This window comes from Catelliglobosispora koreensis DSM 44566 (assembly GCF_000379685.1).
Classification (GTDB): Bacteria; Actinomycetota; Actinomycetes; order Mycobacteriales; family Micromonosporaceae; genus Catelliglobosispora; species Catelliglobosispora koreensis.
This window is the reverse complement of record NZ_KB903292.1, coordinates 199,261-219,860: the sequence shown is the minus strand read 5'-3', so window position 1 is coordinate 219,860 and position 20,600 is coordinate 199,261. Positions and strand designations below refer to the sequence as shown.

At 64.2% G+C, this 20,600-nt stretch carries 22 protein-coding genes and 1 pseudogene; 10 read left to right on the top strand and 13 right to left on the bottom strand.

The features are described from left to right. Positions 1–35 precede the first annotated feature (35 nt). From A3E1_RS0135210 to A3E1_RS0135185, 6 genes are read right to left on the bottom strand one after another with little or no spacing between them, the layout of a single operon-like run. Positions 36–1,211: an acyl-CoA dehydrogenase family protein gene (locus A3E1_RS0135210; protein ID WP_020525532.1), complete on the bottom strand. Its 1,176-nt coding sequence runs from the start codon at positions 1,209–1,211 to the stop codon at positions 36–38. Next, entirely contained in the window at positions 1,212–2,363 is a 1,152-nt protein-coding gene (locus A3E1_RS0135205; protein ID WP_020525531.1) for an acyl-CoA dehydrogenase family protein, read from the bottom strand. Positions 2,364–2,375: 12 nt separating this feature from the next. Beyond that, on the bottom strand, positions 2,376–4,481 hold the full coding sequence (locus tag A3E1_RS0135200) for an acetate--CoA ligase family protein (protein WP_020525530.1): 2,106 nt from the start codon (positions 4,479–4,481) through the stop codon (positions 2,376–2,378). Beyond that, positions 4,478–4,669 (bottom strand): ferredoxin, encoded by a 192-nt coding sequence (locus tag A3E1_RS0135195; protein ID WP_020525529.1) that lies wholly within the window; start codon positions 4,667–4,669, stop codon positions 4,478–4,480. Before A3E1_RS0135195 ends, A3E1_RS0135200 begins: the two co-directional genes overlap by 4 nt. Then, the gene (locus tag A3E1_RS43805; RefSeq protein ID WP_020525528.1) at positions 4,666–5,898 is read right to left on the bottom strand and encodes an NADH-ubiquinone oxidoreductase-F iron-sulfur binding region domain-containing protein; all 1,233 of its coding nucleotides are present in this window, start codon (positions 5,896–5,898) and stop codon (positions 4,666–4,668) included. Before A3E1_RS43805 ends, A3E1_RS0135195 begins: the two co-directional genes overlap by 4 nt. Continuing rightward, the gene (locus A3E1_RS0135185) at positions 5,888–6,214 is read right to left on the bottom strand and encodes a hypothetical protein (protein ID WP_020525527.1); all 327 of its coding nucleotides are present in this window, start codon (positions 6,212–6,214) and stop codon (positions 5,888–5,890) included. Before A3E1_RS0135185 ends, A3E1_RS43805 begins: the two co-directional genes overlap by 11 nt. Before the next feature lie 108 nt (positions 6,215–6,322). Between A3E1_RS0135185 and A3E1_RS0135180 the strand changes: the two genes are divergently transcribed. From A3E1_RS0135180 to A3E1_RS49270, 9 genes and pseudogenes are all read left to right on the top strand, one after another. After that, positions 6,323–7,435: an aromatic ring-hydroxylating oxygenase subunit alpha gene (locus A3E1_RS0135180; protein ID WP_020525526.1), complete on the top strand. Its 1,113-nt coding sequence runs from the start codon at positions 6,323–6,325 to the stop codon at positions 7,433–7,435. Then, positions 7,432–8,046 carry a TetR/AcrR family transcriptional regulator gene (locus tag A3E1_RS0135175; protein ID WP_020525525.1) on the top strand — a complete coding sequence of 205 codons (615 nt, stop codon included), beginning with the start codon at positions 7,432–7,434 and terminating at the stop codon, positions 8,044–8,046. Before A3E1_RS0135180 ends, A3E1_RS0135175 begins: the two co-directional genes overlap by 4 nt. Positions 8,047–8,129: 83 nt before the next feature. After that, positions 8,130–9,239 (top strand): polyamine ABC transporter substrate-binding protein, encoded by a 1,110-nt coding sequence (locus A3E1_RS0135170; RefSeq protein WP_157631945.1) that lies wholly within the window; start codon positions 8,130–8,132, stop codon positions 9,237–9,239. Then, positions 9,223–10,074, top strand: a complete 852-nt coding sequence (locus A3E1_RS0135165; RefSeq protein WP_020525523.1) for an ABC transporter permease — start codon at positions 9,223–9,225, stop codon at positions 10,072–10,074. The genes A3E1_RS0135170 and A3E1_RS0135165 overlap by 17 nt, the downstream gene beginning before the upstream one ends. Beyond that, positions 10,071–10,874: an ABC transporter permease gene (locus A3E1_RS43800; protein WP_020525522.1), complete on the top strand. Its 804-nt coding sequence runs from the start codon at positions 10,071–10,073 to the stop codon at positions 10,872–10,874. The genes A3E1_RS0135165 and A3E1_RS43800 overlap by 4 nt, the downstream gene beginning before the upstream one ends. Positions 10,875–10,880: 6 nt before the next feature. Continuing rightward, on the top strand, positions 10,881–11,933 hold the full coding sequence (locus A3E1_RS0135155; RefSeq protein WP_020525521.1) for an ABC transporter ATP-binding protein: 1,053 nt from the start codon (positions 10,881–10,883) through the stop codon (positions 11,931–11,933). Continuing rightward, a complete protein-coding gene (locus tag A3E1_RS0135150; protein WP_020525520.1) occupies positions 11,930–13,231 on the top strand; it encodes a flavin monoamine oxidase family protein in 1,302 nt (433 codons plus the stop codon). The genes A3E1_RS0135155 and A3E1_RS0135150 overlap by 4 nt, the downstream gene beginning before the upstream one ends. Next, positions 13,228–14,589, top strand: coding sequence for an aldehyde dehydrogenase family protein (locus A3E1_RS0135145; RefSeq protein WP_020525519.1), 1,362 nt, complete (start codon positions 13,228–13,230; stop codon positions 14,587–14,589). The genes A3E1_RS0135150 and A3E1_RS0135145 overlap by 4 nt, the downstream gene beginning before the upstream one ends. Positions 14,590–14,646: 57 nt before the next feature. Then, positions 14,647–14,904: pseudogene (locus A3E1_RS49270) on the top strand (helix-turn-helix domain-containing protein); the annotation flags it as partial. A gap of 195 nt (positions 14,905–15,099) precedes the next feature. On the opposite strand, the gene A3E1_RS0135135 reads toward A3E1_RS49270, so the two are convergent. The 7 genes from A3E1_RS0135135 to A3E1_RS43790 all read right to left on the bottom strand — a co-directional run bounded on the left by A3E1_RS0135135 (position 15,100) and on the right by A3E1_RS43790 (position 20,199). Next, entirely contained in the window at positions 15,100–15,738 is a 639-nt protein-coding gene (locus A3E1_RS0135135) for an ATP-dependent Clp protease proteolytic subunit (protein ID WP_020525517.1), read from the bottom strand. A gap of 1 nt (position 15,739) precedes the next feature. Then, positions 15,740–16,336: an ATP-dependent Clp protease proteolytic subunit gene (locus tag A3E1_RS0135130; RefSeq protein ID WP_020525516.1), complete on the bottom strand. Its 597-nt coding sequence runs from the start codon at positions 16,334–16,336 to the stop codon at positions 15,740–15,742. Positions 16,337–16,454: 118 nt separating this feature from the next. Further along, complete coding sequence (locus tag A3E1_RS0135125) at positions 16,455–16,670, bottom strand: hypothetical protein (protein ID WP_020525515.1); 216 nt, start codon at positions 16,668–16,670, stop codon at positions 16,455–16,457. A gap of 70 nt (positions 16,671–16,740) precedes the next feature. Next, positions 16,741–17,253, bottom strand: a complete 513-nt coding sequence (locus tag A3E1_RS0135120) for a S26 family signal peptidase (RefSeq protein WP_020525514.1) — start codon at positions 17,251–17,253, stop codon at positions 16,741–16,743. Positions 17,254–17,262: 9 nt separating this feature from the next. Continuing rightward, on the bottom strand, positions 17,263–19,089 hold the full coding sequence (locus A3E1_RS0135115) for an ABC transporter ATP-binding protein (RefSeq protein WP_026209129.1): 1,827 nt from the start codon (positions 19,087–19,089) through the stop codon (positions 17,263–17,265). A gap of 20 nt (positions 19,090–19,109) precedes the next feature. Further along, positions 19,110–19,661 (bottom strand): thioredoxin domain-containing protein, encoded by a 552-nt coding sequence (locus A3E1_RS45455; RefSeq protein WP_157631944.1) that lies wholly within the window; start codon positions 19,659–19,661, stop codon positions 19,110–19,112. 25 nt (positions 19,662–19,686) lie between these two features. Then, positions 19,687–20,199 (bottom strand): MauE/DoxX family redox-associated membrane protein, encoded by a 513-nt coding sequence (locus tag A3E1_RS43790; protein ID WP_020525511.1) that lies wholly within the window; start codon positions 20,197–20,199, stop codon positions 19,687–19,689. Positions 20,200–20,357: 158 nt separating this feature from the next. Between A3E1_RS43790 and A3E1_RS0135100 the strand changes: the two genes are divergently transcribed. Then, positions 20,358–20,591 (top strand): hypothetical protein, encoded by a 234-nt coding sequence (locus A3E1_RS0135100; protein ID WP_020525510.1) that lies wholly within the window; start codon positions 20,358–20,360, stop codon positions 20,589–20,591. The last annotated feature ends 9 nt before the right edge of the window (positions 20,592–20,600 follow it).

Below are 20,600 nucleotides of genomic sequence, written 5' to 3'. Positions count from 1 at the left end.
CTCAGTGACGGCTGAGTGACCCAGACCGCGCAGTGTTACCTCGCGACGGCTTCCGTGGGGAAAGACAGCACACCAATGCCGCGCTTGATGAGTTCGCCGGCGATGATGATCCGCTGAATCTCCGACGTGCCTTCCCAGATGCGGTCAACCCGCAGCTCACGGTAGAGCCGCTCGACCGGGTAGGCGCGGTCATAACCACGGCCGCCAAAGATCTGCACGCAACGATCGATCACTCGGCCCGAGGCCTCCGAAGCGGACAGTTTCGCGATGGCGGCCTTGGCGTGCACCGTTTTGCGGTCCGTGGCGGGTTGATCTGCCTCCCACGCGACCTGATGCGTGTAGGCCCGGTTGACGGCGATGTCGACCGCACTGTCCGCCAGCATGCCCTGGATCAGCTGGAAACTCGCGATCGGCTGGCCAAACTGGTGTCGTGTGACCGCCCAATCGCGTGCCAGCTCCAGCCCGCGTTCTGCCGCGCCAATGGTGCGTGCGGCGATCATCAGGCGTTCCTCGGTGAACCACGATCGCGTAATGTCGTAGCCCTGGCCCAAGCCGCCCAGCACATTGCTGTCGGGAACGAAGACGTCGGTGAACGTGAACTCCGGGTGTTCGTAAACGAAGGTATGCATGAAACGTGGCACGCGCTCCATGCGTACCCCCGGAAGGTCTTTCTCCACAAGGAAAAGCGACGGGCCATATTCGGTGGCTGCCAGCAGAATCATGAAGTCAGCGTGATCGCCAACGGTGACAAACCACTTCTCGCCGTTGATGACCCAGCCACCGTCCACTTTGGAGGCAATCGTCATGAGATTCTGCGGATCGGAACCCGCCTCCGGCTCGGTGACGGCATAGCAATCGCGCCGCTCGCCTTTGATAACCGGGATGAGGTACTTCTCGCGCTGCTCCGGAGTGCAGAACCGCAACGCGTTGGCGGGCCGCCACACCATGTCCCAGATCGCGCCCGTCAGCCGGCCGAGCTGCTCTTGCACGATCGCCTGTTCGGTGATCGTCAGCCCGGCGCCGCCCCACTCACGGGGCATGTTGATGGCCTGCAAACCGCTTTCCAGCACGGCTTTGCGCACCAGATCATGGACGTCGGGCGCCAGGCCGTTGTTGGTCTCACAATCAACTTCAAATTTTTCCAGGTACTCGGTCAGCTCGCGCGCCTTGCTCCTAAGCTCCAGCTGACGGGGCGTGTAGTGAAAGTCCACTTAGGCTCCTTTGAGTTGCAGTGCCGCCGTGCCCCGCTTGATGAGCTCGTTGGCGATGATGATGCGCTGAATTTCCGACGTGCCTTCCCAGATGCGGTCGACGCGGACCTCGCGATACATGCGCTCGACGGGGTAGGACCGGTCATAGCCGCGTCCCCCGAAAATCTGCACGCACCGGTCGATGACCCGGCTAGCCCCTTCACTGGCGGACAGTTTCGCGATGGAAGCCTTGGCATGCATGGTTTTCGGGTCGAGCCCGTGGTCGGCCTCCCACGCGACCTGATGGGTGTAGGCCCGGTTGACCGCGATATCGACCGCGCAGTCGGCCAGCATTCCTTGGATCAGCTGAAAACTGGCGATCGGCTGGCCGAACTGCTGCCGCGAAACCGCCCAGTCTCGGGCCAGCTCCAGTGCTCGTTCCGCCATGCCGACGGTTCGCGCGGCGATCATCAGGCGTTCGTCGGTGAACCACTGCTTGGTGAGTTCGTAGCCTTGGCCCACCTCACCAAGCACGTCCTCGTCGGCCACGAAGACGTCAGTGAACGTGAACTCGGGATGCCCGTTAACGGCGGTATGCATGAAGTGCGGCTGCCGGCTCATGACGACACCGGGCGCCGCCTTGTCCACGAAGAACAACGTCCCGTCCGCTTGCACCACAAGGAAGTCCGCGACATCGCCACACGTGACGAACCACTTCTCGCCGTTGATGAGCCAGCCACCGTCCACTCTGGTGGCGCTGGCTGTGCCCGAGGACGGGTCTGATCCGGCACCGGGCTCGGTGACGGCGAAAGCGTCGAACTTCTCACCCCGCAGAATCGGGTACAAGTACATCTCGCGCTGTGCTTCACTCGCTAGCGCGAGCACGTTGGCTGGACGCCAAGGGATGTCCCACAAGCAGTTCGTGACTTTGCCGAATTCTTCCTCGACAATCACCTGTTCTAGCAAGGAAAGCCCGGCACCGCCCCACTCACGCGGCATATTGATGGCGTAGACGCCGGCATCCATGGCCGCCTGCGTCAGCGTGCGAACCGTTTCCGCGGTCAGCGGGCCGCCCGCGGTTTCTGATTCGAGTTCGTATTCCATGAGCAGCCGGGCATAACTGGCCGCACGTGCGCGCAGCTCGGCCTGCGCGGGGGTATAGCTGAAATCCATAGGGGACGCTCCTCAAACGGCTCGGGCATCAAGCGCGACAGCGCCGTGAGCGCTGACGAGCAAAGGGTTGACTTCGAGCTCAGCGAGCTCTGGGTGGCTGGCCGAGACCGTGGTGATGGTCTCGATCGCCTTCGCCGCGGCGGCGACATCCACGGCTGGGCTGCCACGGAATCCGTCGAGCAGCCGGGCGGTCTTCAGGCTCCGCAGCAACGTGATGGCATGCGCCGCGGTCACCGGGGCTAGTGCGAAGACCACATCACGCAGCACCTCCGTGTGCACGCCACCGAGGCCGATCATCGCGACCGGACCGAAGCGTTCGTCCCAGCGCACGCCCACGATGAGTTCGATGCCCTGGCTCAGATCGGCCATCTGCTCCACGGAATAGGTGCCCGCGCTCAGCCGCTCGTCCATGGCGTCGAACGTGGACTTCAAGTCGGCGAAGGTGGCGAGGTTGAGCGCCACTCCCCCGGCGTCGGACTTGTGCAGCAGGTTGAGCGCCTTCAGCACATAGGGCCCGGCGAAGTCAGGTTCTCTATCCACCGTGGACACGCGTATTGCGGGTGGAAAGGCGAGCCCCTTCAGCAACTCACGGCACGCGTAATAGTCCTTGTCCGTGACCGGCTCGGCTTGCTCCGGCAACGGTGCGATCCCGGCCGGGTTGGTGATTCCGGTGACGCAGCGCAGAGCGGCGGCGGCATCTTCGATCGCCTCGAAGACCGGCACCCCAGCCTCGGTGAGCGTCTTGCAGGACGGTGAGTCTGGGTACATCGACTGCACCGCAACGGGTTTGGGGCTGGCCGTAATCAGGCGGGCCATCTCTTTTGCAGCGGCTAGCTCGCCGTCGCCCAGGGAGCCGCCGCTGTAGGACGATCCGGAGTATCCGCCGAAGAAGCCCGTCATCAAGACAGCGTCAACCTCGGGAGCGGTCAGCAGGGCACCGACCGTGTGGGCATAGGACATCGGGTCCTGCTCGCCCATGCCCGCGAGGTCGACAGGGTTGCCTACAGCCGAAGGGCCCCAAAGCAATCCGCGCAAGTCGTGCTGAAGATCCGGTCCCGTGAGCGGAACCTCCAGCCCGGCTCGCTCGGCGACATCGGCCGCGATCGACCCGTGCCCGCCTCCGTCGGTGAGCACCACCGTCCGGCGACCTGCACTGCGCCGTGGCGCCGAGAGCGCGGCCAGTTTGGCGGCCAGCTCACGAGGCGTTTGTACCAAGTGGACACCGGCGTCGCGTGCCGCCGCCGCGACCACATCAGCTGACGTGGTCAGCGCTCCCGTGTGCGACTTGGCTCCTCGCGCGGATGCTTCCCCGGCTCCCGCTGTCAACAGCAGCACGGGTTTGGCTGACGCCGCGCAGACAGAGGCGAACTCGCGTCCGTTGCCGAAGTCCTCGGCGTAAACGGCGATCGCTGTCGTGAGCGGATGCGCCGCACAGTCCGCGACGAGGTCCACGAGGGTGACGTCGGCCTGATTGCCGAACGACACGAACCGGGAGAAGCCCAGGCCATGTTTGCGCAGCCGAAGCTCAAACTCCAGGGCGAGGTTGCCGCTTTGCGACAGCAGCGCGACACCGCCGGGACTGAACTGATCCGAGGACAGGTAAACCTCGGTCGTGTTGTCCACGAGCCCTAAGCAGTTGGGTCCGACGAGCACGGCTCCGGCGTCTCGTACCCGCTTGACGATCGCCGCCTGACGGACCGCCCCGTCGTCTCCCGTCTCCGCGAAACCAGCGGTGATGCCGACGATGGCTTTGGCCCCAGCGGTCAGCGCGTCGTCTACAGCGGACTCAAATGTCGCCGCCGGAACGGTGATGACGACCAGATCCACCGGCTCACCGATCTCCGTGACACAGGTCGCCGCGGTCTGTCCCAGGATCGTCCCGCCCCGCCGGTTGACCAAATGCACAGGCCGCCGAGACGCTCGAAGTGCTTGCGTGGCAACGGCATTACCCCACTTCGCCGGATCGTCACTCGCCCCAACGATCGCTACCGAACGCGGATCGAACAGTGCACTAAGGTCCCGCCGCCCATCGTTTCCCGCCACAACCGTCGCCGGCCCGTGGTGGTTGCGTTCCTGCACCGTCGCTTGCACCCGGGCGGCTTGGTCGCGCTCGCTCATGACGCCAGCTTCAACGCGGCGTTGGGACAGGCCTCGACGGCGGCGCGGGCCGCGTCCACTGTGGACGCGGTAACGTCGGCGGTTTTGACTTGGGCGTAGCCCCACTCGTCGAGGTCGATGAGGCCGGGTGCTTGTTCGTGGCACAGCCCGTAGGCCTGGCAGGCCGTCGGGTCAACCCGCAGTTTCATGACAGAGCTCCTTCGGTGCGGCGGATCGGGGTTCCCAGCTCGGGCAGCGCCACGGTGAGCCGGGCGCCCAGGCTGGGAGGTGCGCTCAGACACTGGGCGCAGTAGTGCGGAAAGGCCGGGCGCAGGCGTAGCAGCGACGCGGTGATGCGGGCAGCCGCGTCGAGCAGGCCACACGCGCCGCGGCCTACGAGCGTTTCCGACCAGCGGGTCAGACGCTCGATGTCGGCGGTGGACCCGTGCCCTTGCGCGATGGCGGCTAGCGTTTCGGCCAGCGAGCGGGTGCCGGACACGCACACGCCGCACTGACGTGAGCTTTCGGCGGCCAGGAACGACAACGCGTCCGCGGCCACGGACACGGGACAGCTCAGCTGGTTGAAAACGTGGATCGCACCGGAGCCCAGTCCACTGCCCGCGGCCCGAAACGTCGCCTGATCAAGCGGCAGGTCGAGCACCTCTGATCCGACGAGACCGCCGAACATGCCTCCGGCCAGGGCACCGGTGATTCGCAGGCCACCGCCGAGGACCGACCGCAGCGTCGAGCCGATGGCGACCTCGCGCAGGCTCGGTTTAGTACCCCCACCAGAAACGGTGATGAGCATGTGCCCGGCGGCAGGCCGGCCAGCGGCGATGAGTGCCAGATGGGCCAGGGTTTCCACATTGGACACTAGCGTCGGCTCATCGGCGACCCCGCGCTCAAACGGACGCGGCGGTTTCGCGGTCGGCAAAGCGGGCCCGCCGTTGAGGAAACGCACGACAGCGCTCTCCTCGCCCGCGACATAGGTCGCTGGCCCTTCCACGATGCCCACCGAGATCGGCAGCCACCAGTCCCGCAACGCCTGCCTTAGCTGTTGTGCCGCGATCGGGTCAGTCACGTAGACGTAACCCGATCCAGCGTTGACGATCGCGGCGGCCCGGCACAGCCCATCGAGCACGAGGAATGGCCTGAACCGCATGAGATGGCGGTCTTTTATCGATCCAGGCTCACCCTCGGCGCCGTTGGCGACGACGACTTTGGCACCCGGCCGGTCCCGGACCGCACGCAGCTTCGCGGCGAGCGGGAAGTTGGCTCCCCCGCGGCCGGTAAGCCGGATCGCCTCGACCCATTGCAGCAACCGGTCCGGGCTCGGGCCGGTGCTGAATCCGCCGGTGGCCAGGTAGGCATCGAGCCCTTCGGGCACCTGCGGAGTCGCGCCGAGCAGGCGCCCGCCGCCGAGGACTTCAGTTTTCATCACCGCCTCCTAGCCGTTCTCGCATGTTTTCTGTTGCTACATAAGCGTTCCCACGCAGGCCGATGAGCATCCGGTGGTGCTCCAGCACGATCGCTTTGACGTGCTTTGCCGCCTGCGTGCCCGGCTGTGCCGCCAGCGCCAGCTCCGCGACCTCATCGAGGTAGCGCAGCCATTGCCGTTGCGTGCCGTGCAGCAGGAGCTTGCTGATGCGCTGGCGTTCGGCCGTCTCGCTGCCGCCGCGCAGCACCGCCACGGCGGCGGGCAGCTCACGCTCAGGTTCGGGCGTGAGCCCGAGCCAGACGAGGGATCGCGACACAGGGGGTAGACTAACTAACTAATTAGTCAGCGAACAAGTCTTGACATGTTCCGAACACACGAGCATCCTCACTAACCAATTAGTCAGCCACGCCGGACGGAGGAGCGAATGCTGGAGACAGCGCCAGCGTCAGCGCTAGCCGCGAAGTACTACCTCGACCCGGCCATCGCTGAGCTCGAGCGAACCGAGATCTTTAGCAGGAGCTGGCAGCTCGTGGCGCACGAGTCTGACCTGCCGCGCGCTGGGGCGCGAATCGTCGCCCCCATCGCCGGGCGGGAAGTGCTCGTCGTCCGTGCTGAAGACGGCTCGCTGAAAGGTCATCTGAACGTGTGCCGTCACCGCGGCTCCCGCTTGGTGATCGACGCTCAGCCCGACGGCAAGGCGATCCGCTGCCCCTATCACGGGTGGACTTACAAGCTGGACGGATCGCTCGTTGGCGCGCCTGAAGGCCGGCTCATTCCGTGCCTCGACAAGCCCAAGCTTGGGCTCTATCCGGTGCGCGTCGAGTCGTTCCTTGGCTTCATTTTCGCCAATCTCGACGAGCACGCCACGCCCCTGCACGAGCAGGTGCCAGGGCTAGCCGAGTTAGCCGGACGCTATCTCGGGCCCGATCTGGTGCCGGTCGGCAAAGACCGGATCTACCACACCGCAGGCGAAACCCAGAAAGCCAACTGGAAGGTTGTCGTCGACAACTACCTGGAGGGCTATCACGTCCCTGTCGCGCATCCGGGCTTGATGCGGCTGCTCGACTATCAGCGCTACAGCGCCGAGATTCACGATTCCTACGTGTTCTTCGAAGCGCCCATGCGGCCCGAGCCCTCCGGCAACCGGCTGGAACGGCTCTATCAGTGGGTGACCTCGCCGATGCCGGGACTGTCCGAAGCCGACAGCCGGGTTTGGCGCTATGCCGTCATCTATCCCAACACTCTTATCGACCTCTACCCAGATCACGTCTTGGCCTGGTCGGTGACTCCGCAAGGGGTGGCCCAATCAGGGTTGCCCGGAGCCTTCTACACCAAGCCCGGGGCCAGCCGCAGAACCAAGCTGGCTCAGCACCTCAACATCAAGATTGGCTGGATCACCAACGACGAAGACGCCGAACTCGTGGCCCGCGTCCAGCAGGGGATGTCTACCCCCGGCTGGAGTCCCGGCCCGCTGTCACGGCGAGAGGCGGCCGTTGGCTGGTTCGCTGACCGCATCCGTAAGGATGTGGGGCAATGACTACCGACGACCGCAAAGAGCAGACCCGGCGGCGCATCATCATGGCCGCCTGCGAGGCCATAGCCGAGTACGGCTTTGAGGGCGTGCGCATGCGCATCGTGGCCGAGCGTGCCGAAGTATCGACGGCGCTGCTCCACTATCACTTCGATACCCGGGAAAAGTTGTTCCTTGAGGCGATGAAGTTCTCGTTCGAGAACACCGGAGCCGAGGAGTACGAGGCGAAGCCGCCCCGAAAGAATCCCAATACCTGGATTCTCGCCCGCGTCATCGACGCGTGTCTGCCCAGGACAGCCGAGCTGCGGCGCGACTTCGTGCTGTGGCAGGAGCTGTGGCTGCGGGCGACCCGCGACAGCGACTCGCGCTTGCTGGCGATCGACCTCTACCAGCAGATGCACGAGTGGGTCGCTGGCGTGATCGACAAAGGCATCGGCGCCAGCGAGTTCACCGCGTGCGACGTGGGGAAGGTCGCTGACCGGCTGCTAGTCCTCACCGATGGCTACGGCATTCGTCTTCTCCTAGAGGACCCAAGACTGTCCCTCGCGGACGCCAGAGCGGCCGTGTGGGCCGCGATTAGTCCCGACCTCGGGATCACCCGGAAGTTTCCAGAGTAAATAACGCCCACTGAACAAAACCCCAGGCCGCGAGGCCCGGGTAGCTCAACGCACCCTGAATTCCCTTCAGCGAGGAGCTCACCATGTCTATGACCAGGCGCTCGATCCTCGGGCTCGGCCTAGCGATGGCCACCGCGGGCTGCAGTTTCGCGCCCACGACTCCGGGCGGCCAGCCGACCCCTGAGGACACCACGCCACCGGTGACCCCCAAGGTGGACGGCGACCTTGTGTATTTCAACTGGGCCGATTACGTGGACCCGGAAGTGTTCGCGGCGTTCGAGGCGGAATACAAAGTCAAGGTGATCCAGTCGAACTTCGATTCCATGGAGTCGATGGTCGCCAAGATGAACTCCGGAAACGCCTACGACATCATCTTTCCCAGTGCCAAGTGGACCCAGAAGCTCGTGGCCGGCGGCAAGCTGCGCAAGCTCGATCTCAAGGCGATGCGTCACGCCGACGCCGTCTACAGCGGGTATTCCTACTTCGCCGATCCTTGGTATGACGCCAAATCGGCGCACAGTGTCCCGTTCACGATGTACAAGACCGGGATCGGCTGGCGCAAGGACAAGCTCGGTGAGCTGTCCGGTTCCTGGGCCGATCTGTGGAACCCGGCCGCGAAAGGCTCAACGTTCCTTCTCGATGACCGTGACGAGGTCCTCGGGATGATCGCCCTCAAACTCGGCCTGCCCATCAACACGGCCGAGCCCGGCGATCTGCAGAAGATCTCGGCTGAGATCAAGGGCCTGCGGCCAAGCCTTCGTGGCTTTTCCAGCGACGACTGGGGGAATCTGCTTAACGGCAGCGCGCACCTCACCCAGGCGTGGAGCGGGGATATGGTCGCCATCCTCAACGAAGCCGAAGACGCGAGCCTGTATGACTTCCTGGAGCCTAAGGAAGGCTCGCCGGTCAACACCGACTGCTATGCCATCCCCATGAATGCCGCTCACCCCGGCACCGCCGCCTTGTTCATCGACTTCATGCTCCGCCCGGAGAACGTCGTCAAGAACATGACCTATATCGGGTACCCAATGCCCGTCAAGGGAACCGAGTCCGATTATGAGGCGCTTGTCGAGGCCCTCCCGCAATGTGTGGTCACCGTCGATGACCTGAAGAAGGATCTGATGTTCCAAAATGGAGGGACTGCCGCCGAGCAGGCCCGCGACAAGGCGTGGACCGATGCGAAAGCGGGTTAGCCTCTGGTCCTGGCTGCTGTTGCCGGGCACGGTGTGGATGTCCATCTTCTTTATCACGTCGCTGCTTCTGGTGACGGCGCTGTCCTTCGGGACGACCGATGATCTGGGCACTCCGCACTTCGGTAACAGCCTGTCCAACTGGGCTGAGGTCTTCGCACCGGTCTACCGCACGGTTATCTTGCGTTCCCTGGGCTACGCGTTCATCACCGCGGTGCTCTGCTTGCTCATCGCCTATCCCGTGGCTTATGCGATCGCGCGTCACGGCGGCCGGTGGAAGAACGCTTTGATCGCCGCCATCGTGGTGCCGTTCTTCGCGAACTATCTCGTGCGCATGTATGGCTGGGCGGTGGTCCTCTCCGACGAAGGGCCACTGCTCGGCCTCGCCCGAAAGCTAGGCGCCCCAGACGATTGGCGCATCCTGCACACCGGCTTCGGCGTCATCGCTGGCCTGGTCTACGGATTCGTCGTGTTCATGATTCTGCCGCTTTACGCCGCGATGGAACGCATGGACAGTGCAGTCATCGAGGCCGGGCGGGACCTTTACGGCGGGCCACTGCGCACATTCCTCTTCGTCACGGTCCCAGCGACGCGGCAAGGCGCGCTAGCTGGGCTAGTGCTGGTCTTCTTACCCGCCATGGGCGATTTCGTGAGCGCACAGTTCCTCGGCGGACCGGATCAGATCATGATTGGCAACCTCATCCAGAGCAAGTTCTTCGACGGCCAGAACTGGCCGCTCGGTTCGGCTCTGACGATGTTGCTGATGATCGTGCTGCTGATCGCGATGGCGGGATATCTGCGCCGGGCACGCAAAGACGAGCAGGAGGCTTGGCAATGAGGAAACCCAGAACCGCCTTCGCCTTCACCGTGCTTTTCTTCGTGCTGCTTTACCTTCCCGTCGCGGTCGTCGTGCTGTTCTCCTTCAACTCCCAGAAGTCTTTGACCGTCTACGAAGGATTCAGCCTCCGCTGGTACGAGGCGTTCTTCGCTGACGAGGCGCTCATCGAATCCTTGGGCATGAGCTTGCGCGTCTCGCTCGTGGCCATGGTGGGCTCGCTCGTGCTCGGTGTCGCGTTGGCCCTCGGGCTGGTGCGCGCTCGCGGCAAGCTGGGCCTGTATGCCGGTTTCATCATGCTGGTCCCGCTGATCACACCCGAGATCGTGACCGGTGTGGCGTCACTGCTTCTGTTCAAGGGACTGGGAATCCCGCTGTCCACCATGACGGTGATGATCGCCGAGATCACCTTCTCGATCTCTTATGTCACGGTCATCCTGCGTTCGCGAGTGGCCGCGCTAAACCGTGAGGTCGAAGAGGCCGCGATAGATCTGGGAGCCACGCGCTGGCAAGCGTTGCTTCTCGTCACGTTGCCGGCCCTGCTGCCCTCAATTCTGGCCAGCGGCGTGCTCATCTTCGCACTCGTCTTCGACGACTTCGTCCTGGCCTTCTTCACCACCGGGGTCACGCCACAACCGTTGTCGGTGCGCATCTACTCCGCCATCAGGTTTGGCATCCAGCCAACCATCAACGCCGTTGGCACGCTCATGTTGCTCGGCTCGATCGCCCTGATCGGCCTGGCCCTGCTGATCCCACGCTTCTTCGGCCGTCGCGGCGGCCTGTCCATCCTGTCCGGAGAGTGAGTCGCGATGATCCGTCTCAGCAACCTCAGCAAGTCGTTCGGCGAGATGCACGCCGTGCGGTCACTCGATCTCGATATCGAAGCGGGGCAGTTCTTCTCCTTGCTAGGGCCGTCGGGCTGTGGCAAAACAACGACTCTGCGCATGATCGGCGGTTTCGAGAAACCGTCCGCGGGCGTCATTTTGCTTGGTGGCAAGGACGTGACCTATGAACCGCCGAACAAACGTGACGTGAACACGGTCTTTCAGAGCTATGCCCTGTTTGACCACCTGTCGGTCTGGGACAACGTCGCGTTTGGCCTACGCCGCAAGGGCGTTGCCAAGGCGGAGATCACTCAGCGCGTCGGTGCGACGCTGGAGATGGTCCAATTAGGAGAGTTGGGCACACGCAAGCCGCGAACGCTTTCCGGTGGCCAGCGGCAGCGGGTCGCCCTGGCGCGGGCCCTCGTCAACCGCCCACGGGTGCTGCTGCTCGACGAACCGCTCGCGGCACTGGATTTGAAGCTGCGCAGGCAGATGCAGATCGAGCTCAAGCAGATTCAGCGCGAGGTGGGCATCACCTTCATCTTCGTCACCCACGATCAGGATGAAGCCTTGACGATGTCCGACCGGGTCGCCGTCATGAACAACGGTGTCGTTGAACAGTGCGGCACGCCCGAGGATGTCTACGAGCGGCCGGCGACGCGCTTTGTCGCTTCTTTCATGGGAACTTCAAACCTCATGCCCGGGGTGTACGCCGACGGCGCTGTCACGCTCGATGGTGGACTGACCGTGAACGTGGGTCAGCGTTCGTTCGCCGACGGCACAGCGGTTTCGCTATCAGTGCGGCCGGAGAAGATCTGGCTGTCCGACTTCGAAGACGGGATGACACGCGTGCGCGGAACGGTCCGTGAGACGGTCTATTCCGGGCCCACGACGACGTATCTCATCGACCTTGTTCCCGGCGTGCGTGTGGCCGTGCTGGAGCAGAACACCGCCCGCTCACGCAACGAGGATCGCTGGGCGGGAGGCGAAACCGTCGACCTTGGCTGGCGCACCGCCGACTGCCTGGTGCTGTCATGAAGCATGACGTGATCGTGCTCGGCGCGGGGATTGCCGGGCTCACAGCGGCGCGGGACCTGATGCGAGCCGGCGTTGATGTGCTGGTGCTGGAGGCACGAGACCGCGTCGGCGGCCGGGTCGAGCAGGCCACCCTGCCTGACGGCCGGATCGTGCAGCTCGGCGGAGAGGTCGTCGGTCACGCGCACACGGCTTATCTCCAGCTCGTTGGCGAGCTTGGCCTCACCTTGACGGAAAGTTACGTCGGCGAGCCAGGGCAGATCGTCAGAGCGACCTCCGAAGACGTGTCCGTGGGCGATCCGCCGCACTGGTTCGAGCCGGGCGACTGGGCCTGCCACGAGCGCGTGACTGCCGCCTTCGTCGCGTTGGCCAAGACAGTTGACCCCGGCAACCCTTGGGAGCACCCGGCTTTAGACCGCCTGTCGGTCGGAGCCTGGCTGCGCGCGGAGGGCGCGAGCTCTAATGTGGTGCGGCTGTGGGAGATCGGTCAGCTCAGTTTGGCGAGTGGGTCCTATGAACGCACCTCCCTGCTCGCGGCATTGCGCAAGAACGTGGTGGTGCCCAGCAACGGCCACTATGACGTCAACGATTGGGAATGCTTGCGGGTCGCCGAAGGGTCAGCCGCGGTGGCCATGCGCTTGGCGTCCGGGCTGGGACACCGGGTCCGGACCGGCGCCCCTGTCGCCGCTGTCACGGCAGGCCCGGCTGGCTGTCAGGTGCGGCTCGTGGAAGGCGAGACGTTCACGGCGTCCGCGATCGTTTGCGCGTTACCCGTCGGGCCGCTGCGCCAAGTCGACTTCCGGGGCTTGTCCCAGGCACGGCTGGATTCGCTGCACCAGCAGCGTCAGGCACGCGCCGCCAAGGTCACGATCGCCTATGACACTCCCTTTTGGAGGGACGGCGGACACAACGGGCTATCGGAATCCGAGCTCGTCATGGGCAGCACTTGGGCGCAAAACACCGGTGTGCTGTCAGCATTGGTGCCGCCGGAGCGATTCGGTGTGCTGCAAGGCATCCCGCCACACCTGCGGCAAGCCGAACTGCTAGCGGAGGTCGCTGGCATGTTTGGGCCCGAAGCACTTGCGCCGCGATCGTTTTACTTGCGGATGTGGGGCAGCGACCCGTGGACGCAAGGCTATGTGACGCAATGGCTTCCCGGTGATGTGATGGCGGTCGGCCCGCTGCACGGCACACATGAGCCACCGTTCTACTTCTGCGGCTCCGATCAGTGGGTCGCCGGCTATCTAGAGGGCGCCGTCCGCACCGGACGTGGCGCCGCGGAGGCGGTGCTGGCTCGATGAGATTCCGCAACTTCATCAACGGGTCGTTTGAGGACGCGAGCGGCTCACTAGACATCGTGGATCCGGCCACCGGATTGGTTTACGCCACGTCACCTTGCTCGTCCGCGTCTGATGTGGACGTGGCGTGTTCAGCGGCCTTGCGGGCTTTTGGCACCTGGTCCCGCACTACACCGGCGCAGCGGCAGCTGGCGTTGCTGCGATTGGCGATCTCGCTTGAGGACAATGCCGCGGCGATTGTCGCCGCCGAGTGCCGCGACACCGGCAAGCCCGCACAGCTGTTCCGGGCCGATGAGCTGCCCGCGATCATCGACACGTTACGGTTCTTCGCCGGAGCCGCCCGCAACCTGCCCGGCCCAGCCGCGGGTGAGTACGCCGACGGCTTCACCTCGATGTTGCGGCGCGAACCCCTTGGCGTGTGCGCGCAGATCGTGCCGTGGAACTATCCGCTGATGATGGCGGTGTGGAAGATGGCGCCCGCGATCGCCGCAGGCAACACCGTCGTGCTCAAACCGGCCGACACCACTCCCGCTTCCGCCCTGCTGCTAGCTGAGCTGGCCGCCGAACACCTGCCGCCCGGCGTCTTCAACGTGGTCTGCGGCGACCGTGGCACTGGCCGTGCCCTGGTCGCCCATCCCGCTCCCCGGCTGATCGCCCTGACGGGCAGCGTGCGGGCCGGGCTGGAAGTCGCCGCCTCCGCTGGGCTGAAGCGCACTCACCTCGAACTGGGCGGCAACGCCCCGGTGATCGTGTGGGACGACGTCGATGTGGTGGAGACCGCCACGGCGCTGGCCGGGGTGGCCTTCTACAACGCGGGACAGGACTGCACCGCGGCGACCCGTTTCCTGGTGCACCAGCGTGTCCACGACACGTTCGTGCCAGCTTTGCGTGCGGCGGTCAGCCAGCTTAAGGCCGGTGTTGACTTTGGGCCGGTGAACAACAGGGCGCAATGGGCTGCTGTGCGGGAACTGGCGGGCTTACCTAGTACCCCCTCGGGGCCGGGGTTTTGGATGGATCCTGTGGTGGTGACCGGCTGCCGCCAAAGCGATGAGCTGGTGCGGCGGGAAATCTTTGGGCCCGTGGCGACGGTGCAGCAATTCGCCTCCGAGGAGGAGGCGCTGACCTTGGCCAACGGTGTGGATTTCGGGCTCGCCGCGAGCGTCTGGACGCGTGATCACGGCCGGGCCATGCGGGCGTTCAAGACGCTGGACACCGGCATCGTCTGGATCAACACCCATGGCACCACTGTTTCCGAAATGCCCCACGGTGGTGTCAAATCCTCCGGCCATGGCAGCGATCTAGCGCTGACGAGCCTGCTGGAATACACGCGTGTCAAGCACGCGATGTCTGCCCTTAGCTAATACGCCCAGCGCGAACGGGGGTGCCGCCTCAAGGTGTGCGCCGCTATACAGGAGCGTATGAGGCAAGGACGGAAGCTACTGCGGTCAGTGCTCGGCGACGCGTTGCGGCAAGCACGCCAGGAACAGGGACGCACGCTCGCTGACGTGGCTAAGGCCGCCCGGATTTCGATGCCTTATCTGTCCGAAGTGGAGCGTGGCCGCAAAGAGGTTTCGTCTGAAGTGCTTGCCGCGCTTTGCGAAGCCCTCGGCCTCGACCTAGCCGACGTTCTGGTCGCGGTCGTCTTTGACCTCACGCGCTCGTCACTGCCGGTTCCCACTTCACGGTCTTCCGCTTCGGCCGGTGTCGCCTCCTCGCCTGCCGCTTCTGCCGCGGCACAGGACGCGGATTCGGCGCTGTCTGAGGCGGCGCTCCTGCCTTTGGACCTGGCGCTTTTTTCGGCTTCGCTTAGCCGGGCGCAGGTGGCGCCACCGGTGCGCCGGCCCGGTGACGCCTACGCGCTGGCTGCCTGATCAGGCACTGACGAGCACCCTCTCAGCGGCCGTCTTGACGGTCGTGATGATTTCGTCGGCGAGGCCGTATTCGACGGCTTCGGCGGCGGTGAACGTCTTGTGCCGGTCGATGTCGTGGCGGATCTTGTTCACCGGGTGACCGGTGTGCCTGCTCAGAATCTCGTCCATTTCGGCCCGCAATTGAGCGACATCCTTGGCACGGATCGCGAGGTCGGGCAACGTCCCCTGAGCGACATCGAACCATCCCTCTTCGGTGGACGGCTGGTGCAGCATTACCTTGGCGTGCTTGAGCATTGACCGCTTACCCGGAGTGCCAGCGGCGAGCAGGACAGCCGCCGCCGATGACGCCTGGCCCACGCAGAACGTCGCGATGTCGGGCCGCACGTATTGCATAGTGTCGTAAATGGCCGCAAGCGCGCTGTAAGAGCCGCCACGCGAGTTGATGTAGAAGCCGATCTCCAGATCAGCGCTCTCCGCTTGCAGATGCAGCAGCTGCGCGATGACCACGTTAGCGACATCGTCGTTGATTTCCGTGCCCAGGAAGACTATGCGCTCAGATAGCAGGCGCGAGTAGATGTCGAAGGCGCGTTCGCCCCGGCTCGTGCGCTCGACCACTGTCGGAATGGTGTACTGCCCCATCTCACAACCCCATCCTGTGACTGCTGCTGCCCGGCCGCACATCATCTAGGCGCTCGACGACGTGATCGATCATTCCGTAGGCGAGTGCCTCCTCCGCGCTGAACCAGCGATCCCGCTGACCGTCGCGCACGATGGTTTCCACCGGCTGACCCGTGTGCTCCGCGGTCAGCGTGCTCATCACCTTGCTCACCCGCTCCAGCTGACTAGCGTAGATCTCCACGTCGGCAGCTGTTCCCCCGAGCCCGGCTGAACCCTGGTGCATCAGGATTTGCGCGTTTGGCAAGGCGAACCGCTTGCCCGCCGTGCCAGCGCACAGCAGGAATTGCGCCATGCTGCCCGCTTGGCCCATCGCCAGCGTGATGACGTCATTGGGAATCAGCCGCATCGTGTCGTAGATAGCGAGCCCCGCGAGCACGGAACCACCGCGGGAGTTGAGGTAGAGAGCGATGTCCTTTTTGGAGTCCTCCGCTGACAGAATCAGTAGCTGAGCACAGATCCGGTTCGCGATCTGATCGTCAACATCCGCGCCGAGGACGATGACCCGCTCATGCAACAGCCGGGACGCCAGCTGATCGTCAAGCGCTTCACTAGTAGCCATGTGTCTACCGTCGTGCGGATCGCCGCGAGAACCAAGGGAATCTGCCCACAGCTACTCTGCTGGCAGCAAAGCGGGCCGCCGGGTTTCCCCGACGGCCCGCTTGCAGGTCAGCTGAAGGCTAGCCGCAGCAACCGATCAGCGTGTGGTTCGTGCATCCGCCACCGCTGCTCTCGTGGCAGTACTTCTTCCAGTACGTCGGGTACCAGGTCACCTGGTCATATGAACACTCGACGGCCCGGGTGCAGTAGTAGAACCAGATGTAGATGGCCTTTGCCTCACGCTGCGGCACGAGGAGTGCCAGAAGCCGGTCGGCCGCGTTCTTAGCGAGCTGCATTTCGTTGTCTCCCTTCCCTAAGTGGAACTTCAGACTAAGAAATACGAATACAAGTCCTATATATGTAGAACTATGCCTCTTCGCTTCCTGTGCGGAGCGTGAAGGGACGCTGCGACAGGTACTTCGCTTCTGGAATCGCTGGCACCGCTGGTGTTCGCGGGTTCGTCTTGCGCCACAGCAGCAGGCGGCGCACATATACGCCAACGATTTGTTCTACATCGACAAGCCCGAACTCACGAGAATCGGTGCTGGCGTTGACGTTGTCGCCCAATAGCTCCACCGACTGGCCCCGCATCATGGCGATCCGTTTCACCATCAGCTTTCGCTGCTTCACCGGGCTATCGGCGGGAGGCCACGTCCAGTCTCCCGCCTCGGTCAGCGTTGGCTGGCTGACGAGCACGATCTGCCCGGTGCGAAGGCTGCTGGCGTCTCTGCGCCGCACCAGAATCCGCTCACCATGACACAGCGCTGGATACATGCTGTTGCCATCGATCTTCGCGATCAGCCACGGAGACAATCGAGTTCGCAGACCGGCGAACACGATCACGGTCAGCACCACCGCGGCACCCAGGATCCCATACATCGCTCACTCCTAGCGCAAGACGAAACCGGCAGGCGCCGCGGCGGCAGTGTCGAGCTGATACCCGTTGGCCTGCATACGGAATAGCTCGGCGTATTCGCCTTCGGCGTGAATGAGGCTGTCGTGGCGGCCTTGCTCGATGATCACACCGTCGGCCAGCACGACAATCATGTCGGCATCGCGCAATGTGCCCAGGCGATGCGAAATCAGCAAGCTCGTGCGGTCAGAGCGGTGCTCCCGAAGACGCTGGTGCACCTCATATTCGGCCGCCGCGTCGAGGCCGGAACTGGGTTCGTCGAGGATCAGCAGCTCCGGCTCCTTGCGCATGAACGAGCGGGCTAGCGCCACCCGCTGCCACTCGCCCCCGGAAAGCAAGACACCGTCATCCTTTCCGCTGCTGGAAAGGAATAGCCGGGTAAGGGCGGTCTCGTAACCGTCCGAGAGAGCCGAGATCTTGTCATCGATGCCCGCCAGCCGTGCGCTAGCACGCACCGCGTCCAGGTCATCGAGCCGGTCCAAGTCGCCGATGCCGATGTTCTCCCGGGCACTCAAGTCGTAGTGCATGTAGTCCTGGAAGACCGCGCTTAGCCGCTGGCGCAGCTGAGCGATGGGCACGTCGCGCACATCCACGCCGTCCCAGAGGATCGCACCGCGCTCCGGGTCGTAGAAGCGGCAGATCAGCTTGACAAGCGTCGACTTGCCCGCACCGTTTCGCCCGACGAGACCTAGAGAGGTGCCGTGCGGAATGAAGAGGTTGACGCCGCGCAGAATCCACGGACGGTCCGGCGAGTACCTGAACCACACGTCACGCAACTCGATCCCGCGCCGCAACGGCGGCAGCGCCACGGTCTTGGCTGGCTCTGGCAGATCCGCTGGCGTGTCCAGGACTTCCAGGTAGCGACGGAAGTTCAGCAGATCTTGATGGGCGAACGCGATGGAAGTCGCGGCCGACGACAGTCCACCTTGCACGCCAGCGATCGCCGCGAGGAACATGGCGACGTCACCGACCGTCAGCTCGCCACGGCCTGCCCGGATCACAATCCACACGAGGCCGCCACCGGAGACGAGCATCGCGAGCAAGCCAAGGCCGCCTTCGAGGCTAACGGTCCGGCGGTCGAGGCTGCGGCGCATGGCGTCGGCTTCCTTACGTACCACGCGCATGCGGGTCCGGAGGAGGTCGCCGATGCCGAACAGCCGGATCTCTTTGGCCGCCTGGAGATTTGCCAGAAGACCCGCGTAGAAGACCTCGCGGCGTTCCCTCGAGCTGATGTTGACAAAGGCATCCGCGCGCTGGCGGGCTAGGCGCACCTCACCGATCAGCATGGGGATCGCGCTCACGAGCACCACGAGAGTGATCGGCGGGCTGATCGTCCACAGTGAACCCAGGAAGGCCGCTGTGGTAATGAAAGTCCGGCACAGATTGATCGCGCTGTCGGCCACCCGCACCGGGGCGGCGGAGCCGGTGTGCTGGGCGACCCGAAGCTGGTTGTGGAACTCCGGGTTCTCAAAGTTGCGCAGGCCATTGAACGTGTTCACCTTGGCGTATAAGCGATCCTGCGTCGCCAGGCTCACCGCCCGGCTGTACTCCGCCATCAGGTAACGGCTGAGGTGCGGGATCAGCGCCCCCAGCAACCCCGTGCCAGCCACCGCGAAGGCGAGCAGCGTCAGGTTGTGGGTCGCTGTGCCACCAAGCCGATCCAGGAGCATTTTGGTGAACCAGGCCAGCATTACCGGAACCATGCCGGTGATCAGCGCTAAAACCAGGTAACACAGGAGTCTTAGCGGCGAGGCGCGCATGCCGAAGCGCACCGCTACAGCAGCGATGCGCAGGCTGTCCATTGACGACACTAGGCCCTGCTTCACGCCGCGGCCATTTCACCGCGGCGCATCGCCGGCGCCGGGGCGGAGTCCAGCTTGGCCGGCATGATGGCACCATCGCCGCCAACGGTGCACGTCGTCGGGTACCCGAAGATGCCGAACGCCTTGCCGACGGGGCCGTCGGGTCCTTCGCTCACGACGTTGGCCACCGGCAGCAGTGTGCGGATCAGGTCGTCGACAACGCCTTCCGGGCCGACCACGACCGCGAGAGCGGAATCGCGCCCACCGCTGCGCTGCGAAGCCGCGGCCACCCACGTGGGAAGGTTCTCCTCGCACGGCTGGCATCCGGGCGTGAAGAAACCGACCAGGGTGTCGGCAGGCAGCTTGCTGGTAATCGCCTGGCCATCAACGGTTTGCGCGACGAACTCGCTGACGTACTTGTTCGTGGGCGCGAGTGTGCTGGCACCGTCGCCACCGACATTGGCAAGGAGGTCCGTGTGCTCACGCAACCGGCGGATGATGGCGAAGGCGAGCAGCAAGTTGACGGCCGAAACCAAGCCGACCACAACGGTGACAATGTCCATGAATCTCATCTGGATCCCTTTCAGTGGCAGGTGCTCAGCGTTTTGCCGAGCGGAAGAGCAGGTCGGCGAGTTCGTCTAAACGGATCACCAAGAGGGCAGGCAGGGCAGCGGTGATCAGCGCGATGGCGAACTGCTGCGCACCCGGTTGAGACGGGCCGCTGGCTTGAGCCACCACCGCCACCGCGAGCAGCACCCCGTTGCGCCACAGGTGCCGGCGGCTCAACGGGCTCGTGCTGGCACCAAAGCATTGGCAACTCGCCGTGTTGCCTTTGCCGAGTGCCCGCAAAATCGCCAGGGAGAAGGCGACGAGCAGTCCTGCGGTAAGCAGCAGCCCGGCGATCGCCGTCGCCGGCACGAGCAGCAACACCACCGCGGCTGCCTCGGCGAGCACCACAGCCGCCGCCATCGCCACGGACAGCCGGCCCGAAACCCCTGTCATGGCACGCAATGCGGTGACGAACTCCCCGGAGCCGCTCACCTTGCTAGCGGCCGACACCACGAAAACGGTCGCTAGCAAGCACCGGCAGATCACATCTAGCTGCAGCACCGTCTCAACGTAGACGCAGCATGCATAAATGCCTTATCGAGTCGATATATGGAAAGGTATGCACCGGCATACCCAGCTTCGAATATCTTCCATATATCAGCGGCTCATACGGTCGTCGCGTTGGAGTCCACACCGGACTCACGGGAAGGATTCATCACATGGCGACGATGAAACGGCTGGGCGACACGCTTCTCAGCCGCATGGTGCCCAAGGTCGACGCGTCCGCGCTTTACGTTTGGGTGTATTACTGCGGCGGCTACAACCCTTGCTATTACGTCAACCCCGACTTCAGCTACCAGAGTGGAAACGCTTTGCGGTACAAGGCTTGGTGCCACGAGAGCAGTGGCGGCGGATGCACCAACGAGACCTGGATCGGCTGCTGCAACATCTAGCTGACCGAG